Origin of the sequence: Lacrimispora sp., assembly GCF_032078915.1 — a bacterium.
Lineage (GTDB): Bacteria > Bacillota > Clostridia > Lachnospirales > Lachnospiraceae > Lacrimispora.
Window position 1 is genome coordinate 25,584 of sequence record NZ_DAMAUN010000047.1, and the last position, 20,845, is coordinate 46,428.

Consider the following 20,845-nt stretch of genomic DNA (forward strand, 5'->3'; position numbering starts at 1 on the left):
AAGCTTATTTAACTTTAAAATAAAAAAGTTTTAAAGTTAAATAAGCTTATCCGTCAGCCCTTGAAAATAGACTGCATATTCTTTTTTACGGCCTTCAGCAGTTCTTTAGGAAGCTTCTCCACTTGCTCTCCTAAAATTATGCCGTGAGGTTCCTTGTAACCGTCATTCCATACAAAATTAAATGTGCTTTCGCTGGCTGTACTGTTCTTTCCGATTTGAAAAGCGTAAAGGGCAACATCTTTCGATAAAAGCTCTTGGACAGCATTCTTAGCCAGGCCGGGAAAACTGGAGGCTCCGTCAGTAATTTCGAAAACTAACTTTATATGCTTTCCCATTTTAAGCTGTCTTTCTTCTGCGGGAGTGATGCTTCCGGATATTTCTTTCAAGCAGCTTGCATCGTCTGTAGCGCCATCGGTGGAATTAAGCCTTACGATGGAACGGATTATATCCGCCGATTCTTTCTCTCCGGAGGTTTTGTCGTTAAATTCTTTCATATGATAATATTGACTTCCAAAAAACCATGTTTCGCTTAAGACTTCTATTTTCTGGTTTAATTGTTCCGCATTTCGTTTAAGATATCTGTTCAGATCATCAATTGAAAGCAACGTTACGGCCAGCGCCTCTCTTGCAGATTCAATCTTTGCGGCATTCATGGAGCCTGAATTATCTATAACAAAAGAAATTTCGATTCGTTCCGGCAATTTATCTGCCTGGGTTTCCAGCAAATATCGGTTGAACACGGGAAGATTTTTATAATTTCCCTTTTTCTCCGCTTCTACAAAATCCGGATAGGCGGCAATAAAGCTGTTAACGTCCAGCTTGCCTTTTATTTGCCCATCTTTTTTTACGCTGATTTCTTTTTTGGCATCTCCAATAAGTTTACTCCAGAATTGGCGCATCTGCTCTCTTTCCGTCTTCATTTTATTTGAATAATACTGAAAAAGCTGCTGATCATTCTGGTTGATGCCGTAAGATGTTAAGTCGACCTTTCCAATCATTATATTTTGAACTATTTCATTGTTTTTCTCCTGCTGGTCCAGCATCTCTTCAAGGATGGTTTTTTCTTCTTCCTCCGTGGATTCCAATGCATCCCTTTTTTCCTCTTCCGATTGTTCAAAAGGGCTTTTTCTTTCACTTACCTGTTCCTGAGATGCGCCTTGGGATTTAAAAAAGTCCATTGCATCTATTTCTTCTTTCCATAATTGCTCATATACAGGATAAATAAAAGAACGAATCAGGGAATCTCTTTCTAAAACACCTTCTTCGCTGTTTATCTGCCTTACTAATTGAGAATGAACGAAATCCAAAAAAGGCTGATTCAATATCCTTTTGCTGAATGGATTCTCACCCCATCCTTTAATCTCAGGCGTTGTTTTATAAATCTCCTTAATGATAAAACTATTGATAAATGCCCTGTGCTTCGGCATTTCCTCAATAGCCTTCATTTTATTGCCTGTCTGCTCCATATATGCAGCTATCTTTTTAAAATTAGCTTCATCTCTGTAAACAGGGCACATTTGCAAAACCCTTAAAAAGGAAGTCAGCTTATCCAGCCTGTGCAAAGCATCTAGTATTTCCTTTTTAACATATCCGGTTATAATATCCGGCTGATATGCGCGATCTTCTCCAAGGCCTTCTTTCTCAATGCGATGAAGGATATATCCGGTCATTCTGTCTTTTTCTTTTTCCCATCTTTTGCCTCTGTACAGATAGGCTTTCGTTTGTTTTTTCCAATCGGGATACATGGCAAGCTCATAATAAATATGCCATAAAATCTGATTTTCGTCTAAGTCCCTGTCCAAAAAAGCCGCCAGCGGAAGATATAATATGCCCTTGGACGGATTTAACAAAAATCTTTCAAGCTTTGGTTCAGGCATATACATCAGGCTGGAATCCCCTGTAAACGTAGCTAACGTACGCTGCTCTCTCTGCAAAAAGGATTCCACATGTTTTGTTGACTCTTCTATCAGCTTCTGTTCATCATAATTAGGCAAGCCCATTCCCCTCCTACTGATATAACGGCAAATCCCACAAAGCTTGCGGGGTATCGATTCTGTTAATATTTAGTGTGCATAATCCGCCTTCTACTCCCATCAGCAAATACTTTGATGGATAAAGCTTCATCACATCGGTAAAAAAGACCCCTTCCATACTTGAATCCTTATTGATATGCCATTTTCCGAAATTTTCCTCCAGCAAATATAGAATTCCGTCTTCGCTTAATATTACGGCTGTTCCTTTTGAAGACTCTGCATCAAAAAGATTCCCTTTAAGGAAATTTCCTTCATCAAGAATGTTTATATCCGCCCCGTCAAGAGAAATGATATAAAGCTTACCATTATTCCCTATGGACAAAAGAGTATCCTTCTGCCCCTTTTCATTTTCGAGGCAATGGATTTTGCGTATTTCGCAATCTGGAATTTTAATTTTATTTACTATAGAAAGATTATGATAGTTCCGTTTTATAAAATATATTTCTCCTGATTTGGTGCCGACGGCAAAATCATCAGCTCCTGTTTTCTCCATTCCGTTTATGTTTGAAATAGGAAGAGTAGCGTCTTTATGGCGTATCAGGCGGTATTCTTCTTTTTCTTTAACAATTTCCAGCAAAACCAGCTCTTCCTGCTCTTTTTCCGCAGCTATTAAATTATTGCTTATTGACAGGCATTGGCCATACCAGCTCATTCCTGTTTCTGTCTCTATCTTTTTTATATGCATCTCCCCGCTTCCATTGGGGATTTGTTTAAAATTGCTGCATGATAATAAATAGCAGCCGCCTTTGCTTCCCAAAAGCAGAATTTCATTCTTATTAAGCCTGTGAAATGCCGAAATTTTTTCTTTAATATCTTTAACAGGCGGACTCCATTCCTCCTGAATCCTTTCCTTGCCGGAAGGTTCCGTTCTTTTGCTTATCTGAAAAAACTGCAATGCACAATCTGTACTTCCGGCAACAAACAGATCCTCGGAAAGCCTTAAAACACTTTGAAAAAATCCATCAAAGCCACAGGCTCCCAGCCTTGTTACAGATTCTGTTTTTATGGCGTCTTTTGAATTTCCTGCATATGCCCTGTAATGGGGAATCATCTCCGTGAGAAGCTTTTCCTCCCTGGCGGAAAGCACTTCAAGGCAATTTTCAAAATCATCTTCTAAAATGCCTGTTTCCCGAATTTTATTTAGTTTTTGCCTTAGGTCCTTTACCTGCTTTTTAAATTCTTCCTCATCAACCGATAAATTCAGCTTCATTTTAGCCTCCATTATTCTCCAAATGCTCAAGGAGAGCTTTTGAATGTTCTAAATGGGATAATTTCTGATCCAGCAGCTGATATTTTTTTGCATCAATCCTCAGCATATCTTCCAGGTCCGATTGAAAAATATTCTTTAATTCTTCCGGTATATTTTTTCTTTTGGTACCCTTTCCAAAAAGCATATGAACTACATCCAAATGGCTTAAGGTCTGGGTTTTAGGGCGAACATAGCGATAGGGGCGGGTTCTGATTTCATCGTAAGTGGTGGTTGATTCTCCTATGCCTTTGTTTTCAATCTTCCAGCCTTCCTCTGCCGGGAAAAAGCCAAAGCGCACCGCCTGGGAAAGAATATAATTCTGATCGTCGGAATAAGTGATAGAGCTTATAAATCCGTCCCACAGGGCCTTGCTTAAATCCTTTTCTTCTCCTTGATTCCAATTGTCCAAAACGTGCAGAATATTTCTTATGGAAAATACGGATTCTCTAAGCTCCAGCTCCTCGCTGGAAATATCCTTCTGCTCTTCATCCTTCCATTTGCCCATAAATACATTTTGGGTAACACGGCAGAGCTGAGAAAACCGAAACAGCTCTTCAAGGGTCCGTTTGGGATCGGGAATTTGAATTGTTCCGTTGGCATTTGAAAGCCTTGCAATAATAACCCTGAAAAGTTCATTTTTTTCCGGGTCCGCCTGTTCTTCCATAGAGCCTTTGGTATTCTGGGAAACGTAATTATATTCGATAGTTACAAACCGGGATTTAAACGCAGGGTTAAGCTCATTTGTGCCTTCGTAATTAACCATCTGGGTAGACAGATTTCCTGTTCCTATAAATGCAAACCCCGGCTTAATCAATACAGGGCCTACCCCTGTAATATAAGCCGTCCCCCCTGCATGGCGCTGCAGTATATCGTTTAATGCAATGAGATTCTGCATGGCGATGGTGTTAATCTCGTCAATTATTACGGGCCGGCCTTCTTTTACCGCGATTAATATTTCCTTCTCAATTTTCTTGATTTCCGTACCGAAAGCACTGTTGCTTGCAACCAATAAATCGGAGAAGCTGTTCCATATCTGTATTTTAAGCTGAAGCTTTTCTTCTTCCGTCATCTGCTGGAGCTTATCTTCGTTTTCATGCATCCACTGATAAAAATCTCCGATGATCATATCCAGATAATCATTATAGGATTTTTGAGAAAAGCTATGTTTGAGTGTCAGTGTCTTCTCCACAAACATATCTTCATAGGTCAGATTGTGAGAACCGGATATAAAGAGCGGCTGCAAAGACTCTATCTCTTCTTGCGTTCCATTTGTCAATATTTCCTTATAATGCTGCTTTCGCTGTGTATTTATCTCCTTAAATTTTTCAATAGCCTCTTTTTCCCCGGCCTTTGGGTTGGCGCAATACCATTTCTCCATTTGATCTTCAAGTTCTGCCTGAATTTTATTCTGTATTGAAAAATCCATGGCGGCTTCCGTGGCAAGCTGGGTCTTTCCGCTTCCTAAATGCCCTACAATATATACCGGCATTCCAAGGTTTAAAGAATCTATTACCTTTTCCTTTGCTTCCATTACATAAGGAACCGTTACCAAACGCTGCTGATGCTGGGTTTCAATATCGCTCAGCAGTTGGCGGGTATGATAAAATTCCCATGCTTCGGCAGAGCTGTCCAAACGCTTTTCTATCTCTTTTTTTAGACCCTCTATACGGTCAACCCTATATCTCGTAGCGGAATTGCTTCTGTGCTGGGAATAATGATTGCTCTCATAGCTAACCCGCCTTTCCCATTTAAGAAAAAAGGTCTCGTAGTCAATAAGGTTTTCAATTTCCTCTATTGCCAGACCCTGATCTGCTGTTTCCTTTTCTACATAGGCCCTGTATTTTTCAACATATTCAATGTCTGTATTTTCATCCGCCGCAGAGCTTTCGCTTATCTGTTCAAATCTTCTAAAGGCCCTGAAAAAACCTCCTTGCCCGTCTGTAATTTTATTGTGCTCATCCTCTAATAACTGTGAGGCTTCCTTTCGCAGCTGCTTTTCATACTGCTCCTGGATGGCCTCAATTGAGGGAATACAGCGCGGTTCAATGTCGTATTTATCTTTCATGGAAAATTCCCCTTTACGCGATATTTATAGTCAAATAAATTCAAATAAGTAACAAAAGCCTGTTTTCCGCAGTTCATCATCCCGGTTCCTTGGGAAAGGTCCGCTTTGATACAGGCTCCTGTTACTTATATTTGTACAGTAAACGAAATTGAAAACCATTTTAGGACTTTTAGAACCTTTCTTACACGGAATCTGTACATTGTTTAACTTGACTGGCTATAAATTAAAATCCCGGCTTATAAAAAACCGGGATTTTAACCTATTTATCTAATTTCTCAACTTGGGTTAATTTATAAAATCCCAAAATCTTTCAGCATTACCTCAATGTCCGTTCCTGCTAATAGCTTCATAATCTTGCTTTTTTTAAGAGGCGGCAAGTCTACTTTCAGTTTTTCTCCGTCAAGCAGGCATACGCCTGCGCTGAGAAGATAACGAATATCGTAACGGGAAGCAAATACTTCAGGAACACCCTTTTCCACTCCGGTTAAAACATATACGGCTTCCATAGCTGTACGTCCGGAATATTCAATGGTAAATACCGTATCGCGGCCGGGATCATCCAATGTTTCAGCGAACTGTCCAAGGAAAGCAAAGTTTACTGCATTCTTAGGCACTACATAAGGACGGTCACCAGACTCACGGGGCATAAATTGAGAAGTTATGAACGGCATCATTACTGGGACAGCCGTACATGTATTGGCTAACTCCTCTATTTCATCAACAGGCACGCCTATATGATACAGCCATTCTTTAGTGATTTCCTTGCCGGTACAGTCTCTCATGGGCTTTTTAATATAGTCTCCCGGAACATCGGAGAATAAACCGTATACCCAAACTACAACGTCTTTTTCAGGCTGTCCGTAGTACTGTTCCTGACGGTTTATTGTCCAGCTCATAAGCCATGAAGAATCCAATGCGGTAACTATACCGCCTGTTACTGTACGGCCTGTATAAGGTGAGCGTTTTGTAATCTTTTCAATATATTTGGGCACGCTTTCGTCATGGCATGTTACAGTACAGGATTCCCAATTGGATTTTTCAGGCTCTCCGCAGAATTTATCCGGTCTTCCGAATTCATCGCATTGACCGGCGATATTTTTCCAAAGTGTCCAGCATCCGCCAGGCTCTTTATTGAATGGAGCAGGCGTATTGTCATCACCGTATCCGGAGCCTTCTGTCATGGAACCGTTTGTAATAAATACTAAATCATTTTCCGTCAAGTCAATGGAAATGTCTTTTCCTTCTTTATCTACTGCAACAATCTTTGTAGCAGCTTTCTTTTCTTGGGAAATTGAAAACTCTACATTGTTTACGGTAACTCCATATCTGAATGTTGCTCCATTTTCTTTCAAATATTTAACCATAGGCATTACGAAGGAAGTATACTGGTCATGACGTGAGAACTGCAAAGCTGAAAGGTCTGGTAAACCGCCCACATGATGAATGAAACGATTCATGTAAAGCTTCATTTCAAGTGCACTGTGCCAGTTTTCAAATGCAAACATCGTTCTCCAATATGTCCAGAAATCACTGTCAAGAAGCTCGTCGGAGAATACGTCTTCTATGGTTTTGTTTTCAAGCTCTTCATCGGAGGTTGCTACAAACATAGCAAGTTCTTTTGCAAGCTCCTGGCCTAAATTGAATTTACCGTTATCATAGCGAACGCCGCATTCTTTTGTAATACGGCAATTGCTGTAGTTGTGGTCTTCAAGGTTCGTATAATACAGATGATCCAATACAGTCATATTCGGATCCTCTGTGGAAGGTAAAGAGCTGAACAAGCTCCAGAGAACCTCGAAGCACTTGCTCATTTCACGGCCGCCGCGTGCTACATAACCTGCATTTTGCATAACTGCACCGTCTAAAGAACCTCCGGGAAGGTCAAGCTGCTCTAAAAAAACAATTTTGCTGCCGTCCATATGGGCGTCCCGAATCAAAAAGCAGCCTGCAGCCAAGGCACCGATGCCTGTACCGATTAAATAAGCTTTCTTATCATCGATTCCTTCCGGCTTTCTTGCATGAACCAATGCATGATATGTGCCGTTTGTAAGAGTAAGTCTTTCATCATGAGTTTTAATTTTCATTCTTAGCCCCTCTTTCAAGATTTTGATTTTAAATGTTAACTGAAGTTATGTATAGCAAAATAGATTAATAACAGTAACAAAAACCGTATATTTTAAATAACTAAAATATAGAGGTTTTTTATATTTAAGCCGTTTATGAAAAGCAGGCTTTTTGTTACTCCCTTCATGTTATTTTGCTGTAATTAGAGTTTTGAGCGTTCACCTGGTCTTAACAATAGGCAATATCCCTTCAATTTTTGTGAACGCCGGCAACCTTATTTCCTACATCATATAATCTTTTTCACAACTTTTCATTAGACAAATAAGCCCCAGTGTTCAAAAATCGAACACTGAGGCTTATTTGTCTATCATCTAGACCTTGAAATAATCGAATTCCGTAAGCGGCAAATGCTTCAGAAAAATGAGATTGAAATATTACCTTGTCTTTCCGGCCTATTTGCTTATTATTAAGGTTGTTTACTTTAATGATCCATTTGGTTTGACAATATTTTAAAAATTAAATTTTCCGCTCCTCTTAAGAGACAATGTAATATGACCGTCAAAAAGCTCGCCGATGCGTCTGATGATTACATTGGGATCTTCTTTCATTCCTGAGCCTATCCAGCGCAGCACCATTTCAGTAAGAGCGCATTGATAAAAAGAGGCTATGAGTTTTTTATCTTTGGTGGAGGCTTGTATCCCCTCGCTTTCGCTTTCTCTTTCAACATAACGGTACATTACATTTCCGGCGACGCTGAAAATATAGTTTTCCAATACCTCTCTCTGCATGGAATTATATACATGATAAACGGCTCTTTTGTTCTCCATTGCAAATTTAGCCGCAACAAGAAAGCCTTCCTCCCATGAAAGGGTATCGTTATATTCATCAATGGCATTTTGAAGCTCGGACTGGAAAATTTCCGATAGAATGGCATATATATCCGGATAATGGTAATAAAAAGTATTTCTGTTAATACCACAGGCCGTAACAATATCTTTTACTGTGATTTTATTCAAGGGTCGCTCATTCAGCATTTTAATGCACATATCCCGAATCATTTTTTTTGTATATTGCTGTGCCAAATTACACCTCCAAAACCCTTTATTTCTAATATTATAACATAAAAGCCAATATTTGCAAATATCTTAAGCCTTCTCTATTGCAAAAGCAGACCATACTTTTCCAGCCGTATGCAATGTATTTACGCCTGTATGCACAACCGAATTTATCGCTTTTGCCCATGCGAACGATCAGTTTGAAGCACTAAATACAAAACTGATGGGTTTAAGCATAGACAGTAACTCCTCCCGCTTAGCATGGGTAAATCAAATCCGTTTATTAACGGGCGTTCACTGATGCCCTTGAAAAAAAGAACGCCGGTTCATGTTTTGCATGAACCGGCATTCTTTTTATGGTTGATTCCCTTAAATTTGGTACAAACTTTATTTTATCCTTCTTGTGGATTCTCCTTCGATCAGCTCAGCTTTAAATACCGTTTTCTGATGCTCTGCCTTGTTCTTGATCACATCGAATAAGATCTTGATGGTGGCCTTTGCCATCTCTTCCACCGGCTGGCGGATGGTGGTGATGGACGGGTTATAATAGCGGGCAATATCAAGGCCGTCATAGCCGGCCATACAATAATCTTCCGGTATCCGCATGCCATGCTCAAAGATGGCTTTGCAGGCACCGATGGCAATGCTGTCTGAGATCGCATAAACAGCCGTAAATTCCGGTTTTTCATTCAAAACACGGTTCATCATCCGGTACCCGTTTTCCATGGTATAGCATTCCTCGCATTCCTCTGAAAATATGATCAGAGAGGGGGAGGGGGTGATGCCGTTATCTAAAAGAGCCTTTTTGTATCCTTCCAGACGGAGGCGGCCGATGCTCTCATCATCAGAAGGAGCGGTCAGGATAAGGATTTTTTCATGACCTAGTCTACATAAGTAATCCGTCATTTTGTAGCTTTCCGCGTAGTCATCTACGGATACGCAGGAAAAATCAGGAGATTCACCCAAGTACTCTGTCATTCCGATGGTACTTAACACATAAGGAACGGTTAGCTGTTCCAGCTCTTCCCTGCTGTGGGAAAAATATCCTCCAAGGAACACGATTCCCCTTGGCTTCTTTTCCTTGATCAGTTCCAAAGCCACATCTACCTCATCCTCCTGCTCATCGACCCGCTGCAGGATGAATGAGTATTTCTTTTTCTGGATCTCCTCCTCGAAGATACGGATCATCTTGCTGAAAAAGGGATTGCCGATCCCTTTGATCAGCACCGCGATGGCCCTGGAATCGGTACGCTTTAAATTCCGCGCGCTGTTATTGGGAATATAGTTATTTTCCTTAATCACCTGCATGATCATGTTCTTTGTCTCTGGATTGATATCCGGATGGTTATTAATGGCCCGGGATACGGTACTCACACCCACCCCGCACAATCTTGCTATATCCTTTATATTAATGGAGTCCATCAGAAATACTCATCTCCTTTCCTCACGCCCTGCCGTAAAGCCTGGCAATTTTTCTGCATTTTTCCACAATCTCTACTGTTATTTCCCCGGAAACCATACGCCATCTCCAGTTTTTCCCCAGGGTGGAAGGCACATTGATCCTGGCCTCCGCGCTAAGGCCTAAATAATCCTGCACCGGCACCACCGCCAGCTTGGCTACACTTGCCAGGGCCAGACGGACAAAATCCCAGTGGATCTCTTCTCCCGGCGTTCTTCCGTTATTCATATAGTCAATGGAAAGCTGGCGGTCCTCCTGGGACATTTCTTCATACCAGCCCCTGATGGTATTATTATCATGGGTTCCCGTATATACCACGCAGTTCTGTGTGTAGTTATGAGGCAGATAATCGCTTTCTTCTCTGGAATCAAACGCAAACTCCAGCACCTTCATACCTGGGAAGCCCGTATCCTTTACCAGCTTTAAAACCGATGGAGTCAAAAAGCCAAGGTCTTCCGCTATGATATCCAGTGTCCCAAATCGTTCCCGCATCTTATTGAAAATATCGATTCCAGGTCCTTTTTCCCAGGTACCGTGAACAGCATTCTCGCTTCCCGCCGGAATGGAGTAATACTCATCAAAGCCGCGGAAATGATCCACCCTCACCACATCGTAAAGGCGGAAGCTGTATTCCATTCGCTTCATCCACCATTCGTAACCTGTTTTTCCGTGGTAATCCCAGCGGTAAAGGGGATTTCCCCATAACTGTCCGGTGGCGGAAAATCCGTCCGGCGGACAGCCTGCTACCGCAACGGGCTCGCAGGCTTCATCAAACTGGAACAGTTCCGGATGAAACCAGGAATCCGCGCTGTCAAACGCCACATATATAGGGATATCACCGATGATCCTGATGCCCTGTTCTCCTGCATAGGACTTTAACCGGCTCCACTGTTCTTCAAATTTCATCTGAAGGAAGCCATAAAATCCAATCTCATCTGACAGTTCCTTTTCATACCGGGAAACTGCCTCTTCTCTTCTAAGACGAATATCTTCATCCCAGCAGATCCAGCTCTTTCCTTTAAAATGATCCTTAACCGCCATGTAAAAGCAGTATCCGGCCGTTTCCTCTCCAAGATGTCTCACAGGCTCATCTGACGTATGTCCCTGCTCTTTCCACCGTCCATAAGCCTTCCTCAACAAGGGAAAACGGTTATAATACATTTTCTCATAGTCAATATCTCTCGGATCATCTCCAAAGTCCACGGCTTCGCATTCCGCTATGGTAAGCAGTCCCTCTGAAGCCAGCTCATCTAAATCAATAAAATACGGATTTCCCGCAAATGCGGAGAATGACTGGTAAGGAGAGTCCCCATAACCGGTAGGCCCCAGCGGGAGTATCTGCCAGTACTGCTGACCTGCTTTTTTTAATAAATCTATAAATTCATATGCCTCTTTTGAAAATGCCCCGATCCCGTATTTTGACGGAAGGCTTGCAACTGGGAGCAACATACCACATTCCCGCATAATCAGTCTCCTTTTTCTGTTAATACTTCAAGCAATGAGCCAATCGCAGACTTCCTAGCCTTTTACCGCACCTGCAGCTACGCCCTTTATGATATATTTCTGACAACTTAAATAAAATACAATGATAGGAAAAATCGCAAGAACCAGCATTGCCATCATGGCTCCCATATCAATGGAACCATATCCGCCTTTTAAGTTCTGAATAACCATTGGTATTGTACCTTTTTCCTGAGGAAGAATCAAGCTTGGAAGCAAATAATCGTTCCAGATCCACATGGCATTTAAAATGGCAACGGTCACTGCCGTAGGTCTTAACATGGGGAATACCACATGAAAATAAGTCTGAATGGGGGAACAGCCGTCGATCATAGCCGCTTCTTCGATTTCAAGGGGAATTGCCTTAACAAAACCGCAGAATAAAAATACCGCCTGCCCGGCGCCAAAGCCCAGGTAAAGAAGCACAAGACCGTACATGGAGTTTAAATACAAGTCATTTGCTGTCTTTGACATGGTGAACATGACCATCTGGAAGGGCACGATCATGGCAAATACAAAAACGTAATATAAGACGTTCGTAAATACGGATTTCACTCTGGTTAAAAACCAGGCTGTCATGGAGGTGAACAGGATAATCACTGCCACAGAAGCTACCGTAATAAACAAGGATCTGCCAAAAGCCGGGAACAGCCCTGTTTTCCGGATGCCTTCCACATAATTGGTAAGCCCTACATAGGTGCCTGCCTTAGGAAGCTGAAACGGCGCATCGCTGATAAACAGCTTGCTCTTAAAGGAGTTCATGAAAACCAGGACAATCGGAAATAAAAATGTTAGGGAAAGGACTGCTAATACAGCCGTTAAAAACGCTCCCGCGGTTTTTCCCACTTCCATTTGCTGCGCTTCCATATTTCTTCTCTTTCTGCTCATCAGTTCTCCACCTCCTTACGACGCGTTAATGAAAGCTGGGTCAGGGATATGACCGCAACCATAAGAAAGAACACCGTGGCCTTTGCCTGGCCCACCCCTTCCCAGCCCACTCTGCCGTAAAAGGTATTGTAAATATCAAGGGCCAGCATGCTGGTCTGTCTTCCCGGTCCGCCTGCGGTCAGCGCAAGGTTCTGGTCAAACAGCTTAAAGGAATTTGTCAGGGTAAGAAACAGACAGATGGTAAAGGACGGCATGACCATAGGGATCATGATGCGCTTTAAGATCTGGAATCCGGTAGCTCCGTCGATCCTTGCGGCCTCAATCAGTTCTCCCGGAACATTTTGAAGCCCGGCAATGTAAATAATCATCATATACCCGATCAGCTGCCAGTTCATTAAGATCACCAGGCCCCAAAAGCCGTACTTGGCGTTAAAAGAGAGGGTAACCCCAAATCTTGCAAGAATACCGTTTAACAGAAGCTGCCAGACATAACCTAACACAATGCCGCCGATTAAGTTTGGCATGAAAAATACGGTCCGGAACAGGTTGGTCCCCTTAATTCCTCTTGTGAGGACATAGGCCAGTAAAAACCCCAGGGTATTGATGCTCACTACCGACACAATGGTAAACTTCACGGTAAATACCAGTGCATTGATAAAATTCCGGTCCATAAATATCTTTTTATAATTTGAAATCCCCACCCAGGAGGCATCCTTTACCGTGGTGAATTCCGTAAAGGATAAATAAATACCTATGATAAACGGGTACAGGAATGCAACGGTAAATGCAGCCAGTGTGGGCAGAACAAATATTGGAAAGTACCGTTTCATTGACTTTTGCATAGCAGTTCTCCTTTCTTTTTTACTGTCCATGCTTTTGGGACAGGGCCCGCCACACTTTACAGCGTGCCCCGCATCATCGGGCTCATAGGCATACCCGCAGGGTATTCTATAAAGCTGCCCGATGAGCTGAGGCTGATCGTATTTCTTGTATGAAAATGGGTGAGGCATCTCCCCCGCGCTCACCCATTTCCCTGAAACCTATTTTAATATTCTTATTTTGTCATAGCTTTTTCGTTTGCCCAATCAGCTTTCATGTCATCGACTACTGCCTTCCAGTCTTTGCCGCCCTGAGCGTACTCAAGAAGGGAAGCTCCGAAGTTATCCTTAAAGGTCTGGCTTGGGAAGGAGGTAAAGTTCCAGGACACAGAATATAAGTCCTTGTTGTTCATATAGCGGTCGATCTCTTTTGCCAGAGGATCGGTTGGTTTTTCATCTGCTGCAAAGGTATCAAAAGGAGCGATAAAGCCCAGCTTGTTGGTTACATAATCTTTACCTGTGTCAGAAGTGAAAAGCCACTCCAGGAAGTCAAGAGATGCCTGCTGATCCTCTTCCTTTGCCTGGCTGTTGATGGAGAAGAAGTTTTCTGTTCCAATGCAAAGTCCCTGCTTTTCCTCACCGTTCACTCCGGTGTAGATAGGAAGGAATTTCACATCTTCTTCCTTAACTGTGTTTCCGTCAACGCCGGACACCTGTCCCCAGCCCCAGTTTCCGTTCTGGACCATGGCAACCTTGCCAAGAGCAAATTCTGCCATGGAATCCTCAACAGTCTTTGCGCCTACCATCTTTGGATCTGTACAGGAGTTGTGAATGTATAAGTCAAAAATGTTTTTGTAGTTGTCTGCATACTTAAAGTCAAGGACATCTTTATCGGATACGCTGTCATCCTTATATTCATAATAAACCGGAAGGTTTGCCAGATGGGTCTGCCATCTCCAGTCCTCGCCAGGAGCAAAGGAAGTGGAAGCAAACACGCCTTCGATTCCAAGGTCTGCCTTTCTTGCCTGCATATCTTCTGCAACCGCTTTGAGAGAATCAAAGGTATTGATCTCTTCCATGGATTTTGCCTTTGCGCCGTCAAGAGCAAAATACTTCTTCATGATGGCATCATTATAAATAATTCCATAGCCTTCCACTACGTAAGGAATGCCGTAAACTCCATCTCCGTCTTTTACAGCCATATCTTTATCAACCAGATGTCCGTAGATTGTGGAATCCTTTAAATCCCTGCAATATTTTGCCCAGGATTTATAACCGATCGGTCCGTTGATCTGAAACAGTGTAGGCGGTTCCTTCTTAGCTACCTCAGATTTTAAGGTCTGCTCATAGGTACCTGCTGCCGCTGTCTGTACCTTCATGGGCACGCCGGTTTCCTCTGTATATTTGCCTGCAAGCTCCACCCATGTGTCTGCAACTTCTGGCTTAAAATTCAAATAATAGATCTGTCCTTTGGCCTCTGCCGTATCATCAGCCTTTGCCGCAGTGGTATCCGCTGCCTGAGAATTCTGCTCTGCCCCTGATGTCTCCGTTTTCTTGTTGGAAGCACAGCCTACCAGTGTTCCCGCCGCCATTGCCGCCGCCAGAGTAAGTACTGCCAGTTTTTTTACTTTCATAATATCCTCCTTCCGTGCATTTGCACCTTCCGGTTGATGGATCCGTCCACTCAACCCCCAATTTTTTCTGCATGCCTTCCACACAGAAACTTGATTCACCTGCTTATTCCCAGGCTTTATCTTTCCTGATCATTGGATACCAATCTTTTGGTAACGATATCGGTAACGTTTCCAATAACCTTATGGCTATAAGATAACACATTGCACAAAAAAATGCAATAGATTTAGCCAAAATTTCTTTTTTCGTTAAACCATTGCATTTTCATTTCTTTTTTTAGGCACTTTCCACAATTTATGCCACATAATTTGCCTTCTTCCATTGTTTTTTATCCCTTATTCCCGCTTTTTTCCATAGTCAGATTTTCGTAATTAAAACCTATGAAATTTGACTTAAATGTTAAGGGAAAAGAAATACTAATTCCTAAATTTTTCCTGTAGAATATAAAATATGAAAAGGAGGAAATATTTATGAGAAAAATGAATAAGCCGCTGGCTGCCGCTCTTGTTGCCGCAGCCGTGCTGAGCATGAGTGCATGTGCCCAAACAGGGACCGCTTCCGTACCGGGAGCCAACGTAACTACTATTAGCAGCAAGGATAACAATACCATACAGGTAAGCAGCACAGAGGGAGTTAAGGTGGTTCCCGATATGGCACAGGTCAATTTTGCAGTGCTCTCTCAGGCCGCGGATCCCAAGAGCTGCCAGGAGAAAAACAGCGGGGATACAAGCAATGTCATTGAATTTTTGAAAAAATCCGGCATTGATGAAAAATCCATCCAGACCTCCAGCTACGGCCTTGAGCCGATGTATGACTGGAATAATTCCGGCCAGCAGATCACCGGATATCAGATGCGCACAAGTATCACCGTTTCTGACCTTCCCCTTGACCAGGTGGGCACTATGCTTTCTTCCAGCGTAGAAGCAGGCATTAACTGCATTGACAGCGTAAACTATCTTTCCAGCAAATACGATGAAAACTACAGGGAAGCCCTTAAAAAGGCTGTTGAAGCCGCCAAAGTTAAAGCAGAGGCAATTGCTGCCGCCAGCGGAGTCACCCTGGATGGAATCGCTCACATCGAAGAGATGAATACCTACCCAAATATCCGCTACTCCACATCTGTGGCAAAAGAGGATGCCGCAGCCGGAGCCAAATCCGTGGTTGTGGAACCAGGACAGATCGGTGTGGAAGCCCAGGTAACTGTGACCTACCGGGTAAAATAAAAAAAGAATAGGCGTCCAGGTCTTTCGGAACCGCCTAAAGAAAGTGCACCGTATGTCAGATGAAATTATATCTGACATACGGTGCACTTCACGTTTTTCAAGGTTTATTTTGAGAATTTCCTTTATTATCAGGAATGGCGGTTTTCTACCTGCACCTCCATCCGGCTATAGGGAATCTCAATTCCTGCCGCTTCAAATTCAAGCTTTACCTTTTCAAGGATCTCCCACCTGGCCGGCCAGTAATCGTCTAAAGAGGTCCAGCCCCGGCCTCCGATGGTAACGGCATTCTCTGTTAAGTCATTGACGAAAATATCTATAGGCTCCTCTTTTAAGATCCCGTTCTGATTACGAAAAATGTTATCCAAAACTTCCTTGGCTTTCTTTAAATCCGAATGATATCCGATCCCCACCAGGACATCCAGCCGCCTTTTATCCATGGCGGTCACATTGGTGAGGGGAGAATTGGACAGAGTCCCGTTGGGAATGACCACCTGCTTATTATCGCCGGTGTTTAAAACCGTGTACACCAGTCCAATGGTACGGACCGTGCCTTCCCCATCCCTGGATACGATATAGTCCCCTACACGGAACGGCTTCATAAGAAGGATCAGCACCCCGCCGGCAAAATTAGCCAGGCTTCCCTGGACTGCCAGACCTACGGCAATACTTGCAGACCCCAGCAATGCCACGATAGAAGCCGAATTCACTCCTATCTGCCCTGCTACGATAAAAACCAGCAGACAGTACATGGTGGCGTTTAAAACGGACAGAAGGAACTTTCTTAAGCTGACCTCCATATCCACCCTCTTAAATGAGCGGTTCAGCATACGATTAAAGAACTTAATGATCCTGGAGCCAACAAAAAAAATCACCAGGGCAATGAGGAGCTTTATCCCGAACGCTATGAGCTCGGGAGCCCAGCCCTTTAAGGTTTCCAGCACGACATTGGGCCTTAACTGGTTTAAGTTTTCCTGTACCTCCTGCTGCAAATCTGCCAGGGACTCTCCCGGAAGTACACTGGAAACCATATAGAATTTCATTTCATAACCTCCTGATCCTTTTTTATGTACGAATGAATTAAGCTATTTTCCTTCAACCTTTGCCTTTTCAGTATATGCAGGCTTCCTGGTCTTCTTCCCTGCCAAAGCCGGCTTCTTTTTTTCAGGGGTACAGGTAAAGACCATGATGCTTAAGGGAGCCACAGTTATTTCCATAGAATCCGGCCTTTCATCCGCCTCCTTTTTCTTAGAGGTTTTTGCCCGTGGATTTACCCGGCCCTGTCCTCCGAAGGCCTTGTCATCACTGTTTAATATTTCCTTATATTTTCCCTCAAAGGGAACCCCTACCGGGTATTTCTCATGATGCATTGTATCAAAATTACATAGGAAGAGAAGAGTCTCCTCCTTTTTCTTTGTCTTTCTTAAAAAGCATACAATGCTCTCTTTCGAATCCGTGCATTCCACCCATTCAAAGCCGTCCGGATCATAATCCAGCTGGTACAGGGCCGGCTGGCTCTTATAAAAACGGTTCAAAGCCTTTACGTAATCCTGCGTCTGCTTATGAAGGGGATATTTTAGGATCTCCCAGTCAAGACTTTTATTTTCATTCCATTCACTCACCTGTGCAAAATCCTGACCCATGAACAATAGCTTCTTACCTGGATGTCCCACCATAAAACCGTAAGCAGCTTTTAGATTCGCCGCCTTTTCCTCCAGGGTTTCTCCCGGCATCTTGCCCAACATGGAACCTTTTCCATGAACCACCTCATCGTGAGAGAATACAAGGATAAAATCTTCGCTGTATGCATAAAGCATGCTGGAGGTCATCTCTCCATAATGGTGTTTTCTGAAGTAAGGATCATATTGCATATATCCGGTGAAATCATTCATCCAGCCCATGTTCCATTTATAATCAAAGCCCAGGCCTTCACTCTTTACATCAGCCGTGATCCGGGGCCATGCCGTGGATTCCTCCGCTATCATTACCGCCCCATCTTTTCGGCCCTTGAATATGGAATTCAAATGCTTCAGGAACTCGACAGCTTCCAGGTTTTCATGACCGCCGTAAATATTGGGAATCCATTCCCCCGGGTTCTTGCCGTAATCCAAATACAGCATGGAAGCTACCGCATCCATACGGATCCCATCCGCATGGTACTTGTCCGCCCAGAAAAGAGCATTGGCGATAAGGAAGTTGCTGACGCCCGGCCTGCCGTAATTATAAATCAAAGTTCCCCAATGGGGATGTGCCCCTTGTCTTGGATCCTTATGCTCATAAACACAGGTTCCGTCAAAGCTGGCAAGTCCAAAGCTGTCCCTGGGGAAATGAGCCGGAACCCAGTCTAAAATCACGCCGATGCCCTGCTTATGCATGTAATCCATGAAATACATAAAATCATCCGGGGTTCCATAACGGCTGGTGGGCGCATAATACCCGGTCACCTGATATCCCCAGGAGGCATCCAGGGGATGTTCCATGATGGGAAGAAGTTCCACATGGGTGTAACCCATATCCTTTACATATTCCGCCAGCTTTTCTGCTATTTCACGATAATGACAGAATTCGGAACCAACAACGGCAGCTCCGTTTTCATCAAGCTCCGCTTCCTTCCGGAACCAGGAGCCTAAGTGCACTTCATAAATGGACATGGGACTTTGTTTGGAGTCAGACCCTGCCCGCTTTTTCATCCATTCCTGATCACTCCAGGAGTACTGGTTAATATCCCAGACCACGGAAGCATTGTCAGGACGCAGCTCACAGTAATTGGCGTAGGGATCGCTTTTAAGCTGGGGTGTCCCGTCTTTATGCTTTATCTCATACTTATATAACGCTCCTGTCTTTAAGCCGGGAATAAACAATTCAAAAATGCCGGAATCCCCCAGCCTCCTCATCTGATGACGCCTGCCATCCCACAGGTTAAAGTCCCCAACCACGCTGACACGCATGGCACAGGGAGCCCACACAGAAAAGTATACCCCTTCTGCTCCGCCTGCAGACATGGGGTGCGCCCCCATTTTTTCATAGATGCTGTAGTGAATTCCGGATTCAAACTTTTTGATGTCTTCCGACTTATAAAAGGCTGGAAAGGAATAGGGATCCAGACATTCTTCTGATGTCCCATTATCGTAAGTAACCAACAGGGTATAAGCTGCTGTGGTTTTGCGTGGTATGAGAGCCGCAAAAAAACCGGCTTCATCCGCAAGCTCCATAGGGTATTCCTTACCGCTTTCCCTAAACCGGACGATCACCGATTCTGCCGTAGGAATAAATGCCTGGATAAGCAGCCCCTGCTCTGTTACGTGCGGGCCCAGAATCTCGTGGGGATTCGCTGCTTCTGAATATACAATCTCTTCAATGCCGGCCCAATCCATTAAATCATACAATTTACCATCCATACATGACTCCTCCTGGTCCCTCGTTATGGAAATATTTTATCACCAGGTCATGTAATTTTCAAGAGTCTGCCAGGAATTGGGCTTATTTGAGCCTTGCGTATGCCAGCATTAAATCAACCATTCTGCCATAGCTGTTAACGCCATCGGACTGGCTGTTGAGCTTTAAATAAGTATCATTCATCCGGTTGGAGACCTCGGCAGTTTTCCCCTCGTATTTCCCCCAGAATTCATTGTTGTTTCTTAAATCATCCCATGCCTTTTCACTAAGCTGTCCGCAGATTTCTGCGTATGCTTCCCGGTCTGCCTTTGCCAGGGCATTGGTAGCGTATACCCAGCCGGTTAAGTACCCGCTGTAGCGGAATGCATCAACCTCAGATCCAATGCAGGCCAGATAGCCGATGAAGTTGGCCTCATCCTCTCTCATGAACCCTCTTAGGTGGGAGAGCTCGTGGCAGATAGTATGGGGAATGTTGTAATCCGGCATGGACCGGTTATAAGTGGCCTCCACCGTAAAAGGGGAATACTGGCCGCAAAGCTGCTGGACGGAAAAGAAGTAAGACCATAGGAGGGGCTTTGGAGGCGGATAATAGCCTGCCAGCTCAGGATAAGCCTCCCCCAGTCTTTTCATAGCCTTAACGCTTTCCTTTTCCAGGCTTTTTAAGTCTATTTCTTTTGCTATGCCTTCTCTGCACATACGGTTTACGTCATCTGTAAGATTCCGGCAGAGGCGCTCCAGTTCCTCAACGGAAGACTTTCTCATATCCAGCCCTGAATAGCTGGAAAACGGCTTCCGGTAATAGTTGATACCACAGTTCAACGTAAACAGTAAAAAAAGGCCGGTAACAAGAAACACGGCTCTTATGAGGATCTTCTTCCTCTCCTTGCGGTGGACGAAGACGTAGAAAACAGCGTACAAAATAAGCAGGTAGGTGCAGGCCTCCACAAGGGCAAAGGGAAATGCCCCGGACAGCCTTCCAATGCTTCCTACCATAAACCGGTAAATACGCCTGGCATACCAGTCCCCAAATCCCGGAACCTTTCTTGCCAGTATCTGAAGCAGCGATGAAACTGCAAACATTAACGCAGAAGCTGCAATAATCGTTCTATCCTGATTCCGGCTTTTCCCTCCCATGATCCGGCTCCCCCTGGTGTAATTTTTTTAACTTAGAATCAGGATATCATGATTTTATGGACAATCCGTAGAGTATTTGTGAATATTTTCTTACCATTTTGTAAAACCCCTTGCGTTATAAATCAATCTCATTTAAACTCTGTAATGGAACCATCATGAAGGAAAAGAAGAGAGATCATATGAAAAAAAACGATAACATGCCAAAAGAACGGGAACCGTTCAGCTGGAGGGAAGAAATCATCAGTTGGATCAAGATCATTATTACCGCCGCTGTCATTGCATTTTTGCTCAATAATTTCATCATCGCAAACAGCAGGGTACCCAGCGGATCC

The 20,845-nt window shown here is 43.5% G+C and carries 15 protein-coding genes and 1 pseudogene; 3 read left to right on the forward strand and 13 right to left on the reverse strand.

Translation table 11 applies throughout. The features are described 5' to 3' along the window. Positions 1-53 precede the first annotated feature (53 nt). The 5 genes from RT269_RS17695 to RT269_RS17715 form a co-directional block, all read right to left on the reverse strand. Complete coding sequence (locus RT269_RS17695; RefSeq protein WP_313184545.1) at positions 54-1,994, reverse strand: VWA domain-containing protein; 1,941 nt, start codon at positions 1,992-1,994, stop codon at positions 54-56. Positions 1,995-2,007: 13 nt separating this feature from the next. Then, on the reverse strand, positions 2,008-3,243 hold the full coding sequence (locus RT269_RS17700; RefSeq protein ID WP_313184547.1) for a hypothetical protein: 1,236 nt from the start codon (positions 3,241-3,243) through the stop codon (positions 2,008-2,010). A 1-nt stretch (position 3,244) separates the two neighbouring features. Continuing rightward, positions 3,245-5,347 (reverse strand): hypothetical protein, encoded by a 2,103-nt coding sequence (locus tag RT269_RS17705; RefSeq protein WP_313184548.1) that lies wholly within the window; start codon positions 5,345-5,347, stop codon positions 3,245-3,247. Positions 5,348-5,637: 290 nt separating this feature from the next. Beyond that, a complete protein-coding gene (locus RT269_RS17710) occupies positions 5,638-7,431 on the reverse strand; it encodes an oleate hydratase (RefSeq protein ID WP_313184550.1) in 1,794 nt (597 codons plus the stop codon). 489 nt (positions 7,432-7,920) lie between these two features. Next, positions 7,921-8,493 (reverse strand): TetR/AcrR family transcriptional regulator, encoded by a 573-nt coding sequence (locus RT269_RS17715; RefSeq protein ID WP_313184552.1) that lies wholly within the window; start codon positions 8,491-8,493, stop codon positions 7,921-7,923. A 76-nt stretch (positions 8,494-8,569) separates the two neighbouring features. Between RT269_RS17715 and RT269_RS17720 the strand changes: the two genes are divergently transcribed. Beyond that, a complete protein-coding gene (locus RT269_RS17720) occupies positions 8,570-8,767 on the forward strand; it encodes a redoxin domain-containing protein (protein ID WP_313184568.1) in 198 nt (65 codons plus the stop codon). Between the two features lie 86 nt (positions 8,768-8,853). On the opposite strand, the gene RT269_RS17725 is transcribed toward RT269_RS17720, so the two are convergent. The 5 genes from RT269_RS17725 to RT269_RS17745 all read right to left on the reverse strand — a co-directional run bounded on the left by RT269_RS17725 (position 8,854) and on the right by RT269_RS17745 (position 14,765). Then, positions 8,854-9,888 carry a LacI family DNA-binding transcriptional regulator gene (locus tag RT269_RS17725; protein ID WP_313184554.1) on the reverse strand — a complete coding sequence of 345 codons (1,035 nt, stop codon included), beginning with the start codon at positions 9,886-9,888 and terminating at the stop codon, positions 8,854-8,856. Between the two features lie 22 nt (positions 9,889-9,910). Then, a complete protein-coding gene (gene malQ, locus RT269_RS17730) occupies positions 9,911-11,389 on the reverse strand; it encodes a 4-alpha-glucanotransferase (protein WP_313184555.1) in 1,479 nt (492 codons plus the stop codon). Positions 11,390-11,443: 54 nt separating this feature from the next. Next, entirely contained in the window at positions 11,444-12,313 is an 870-nt protein-coding gene (locus RT269_RS17735; RefSeq protein ID WP_313184556.1) for a carbohydrate ABC transporter permease, read from the reverse strand. Then, positions 12,313-13,155 (reverse strand): carbohydrate ABC transporter permease, encoded by an 843-nt coding sequence (locus RT269_RS17740; RefSeq protein ID WP_025230144.1) that lies wholly within the window; start codon positions 13,153-13,155, stop codon positions 12,313-12,315. Before RT269_RS17740 ends, RT269_RS17735 begins: the two co-directional genes overlap by 1 nt. 212 nt (positions 13,156-13,367) lie before the next feature. Continuing rightward, positions 13,368-14,765 (reverse strand): ABC transporter substrate-binding protein, encoded by a 1,398-nt coding sequence (locus RT269_RS17745; protein WP_313184557.1) that lies wholly within the window; start codon positions 14,763-14,765, stop codon positions 13,368-13,370. Positions 14,766-15,233: 468 nt separating this feature from the next. On the opposite strand from RT269_RS17745, the gene RT269_RS17750 reads away from it, so the two are divergent. Continuing rightward, positions 15,234-15,986, forward strand: a complete 753-nt coding sequence (locus RT269_RS17750) for an SIMPL domain-containing protein (protein WP_313184559.1) — start codon at positions 15,234-15,236, stop codon at positions 15,984-15,986. 128 nt (positions 15,987-16,114) lie between these two features. On the opposite strand, the gene RT269_RS17755 is transcribed toward RT269_RS17750, so the two are convergent. From RT269_RS17755 to RT269_RS17765, 3 genes are all read right to left on the reverse strand, one after another. Continuing rightward, on the reverse strand, positions 16,115-17,026 hold the full coding sequence (locus RT269_RS17755; protein ID WP_313184561.1) for a mechanosensitive ion channel family protein: 912 nt from the start codon (positions 17,024-17,026) through the stop codon (positions 16,115-16,117). A 42-nt stretch (positions 17,027-17,068) separates the two neighbouring features. Beyond that, complete coding sequence (gene glgB, locus RT269_RS17760) at positions 17,069-19,381, reverse strand: 1,4-alpha-glucan branching protein GlgB (protein WP_313184562.1); 2,313 nt, start codon at positions 19,379-19,381, stop codon at positions 17,069-17,071. A gap of 82 nt (positions 19,382-19,463) precedes the next feature. After that, positions 19,464-20,513 (reverse strand): DUF3810 domain-containing protein, encoded by a 1,050-nt coding sequence (locus RT269_RS17765; RefSeq protein WP_313184564.1) that lies wholly within the window; start codon positions 20,511-20,513, stop codon positions 19,464-19,466. A 197-nt stretch (positions 20,514-20,710) separates the two neighbouring features. Here RT269_RS17765 and RT269_RS30245 point away from each other — a divergent pair. After that, a pseudogene (locus tag RT269_RS30245) lies at positions 20,711-20,845 on the forward strand (signal peptidase I); the annotation flags it as partial.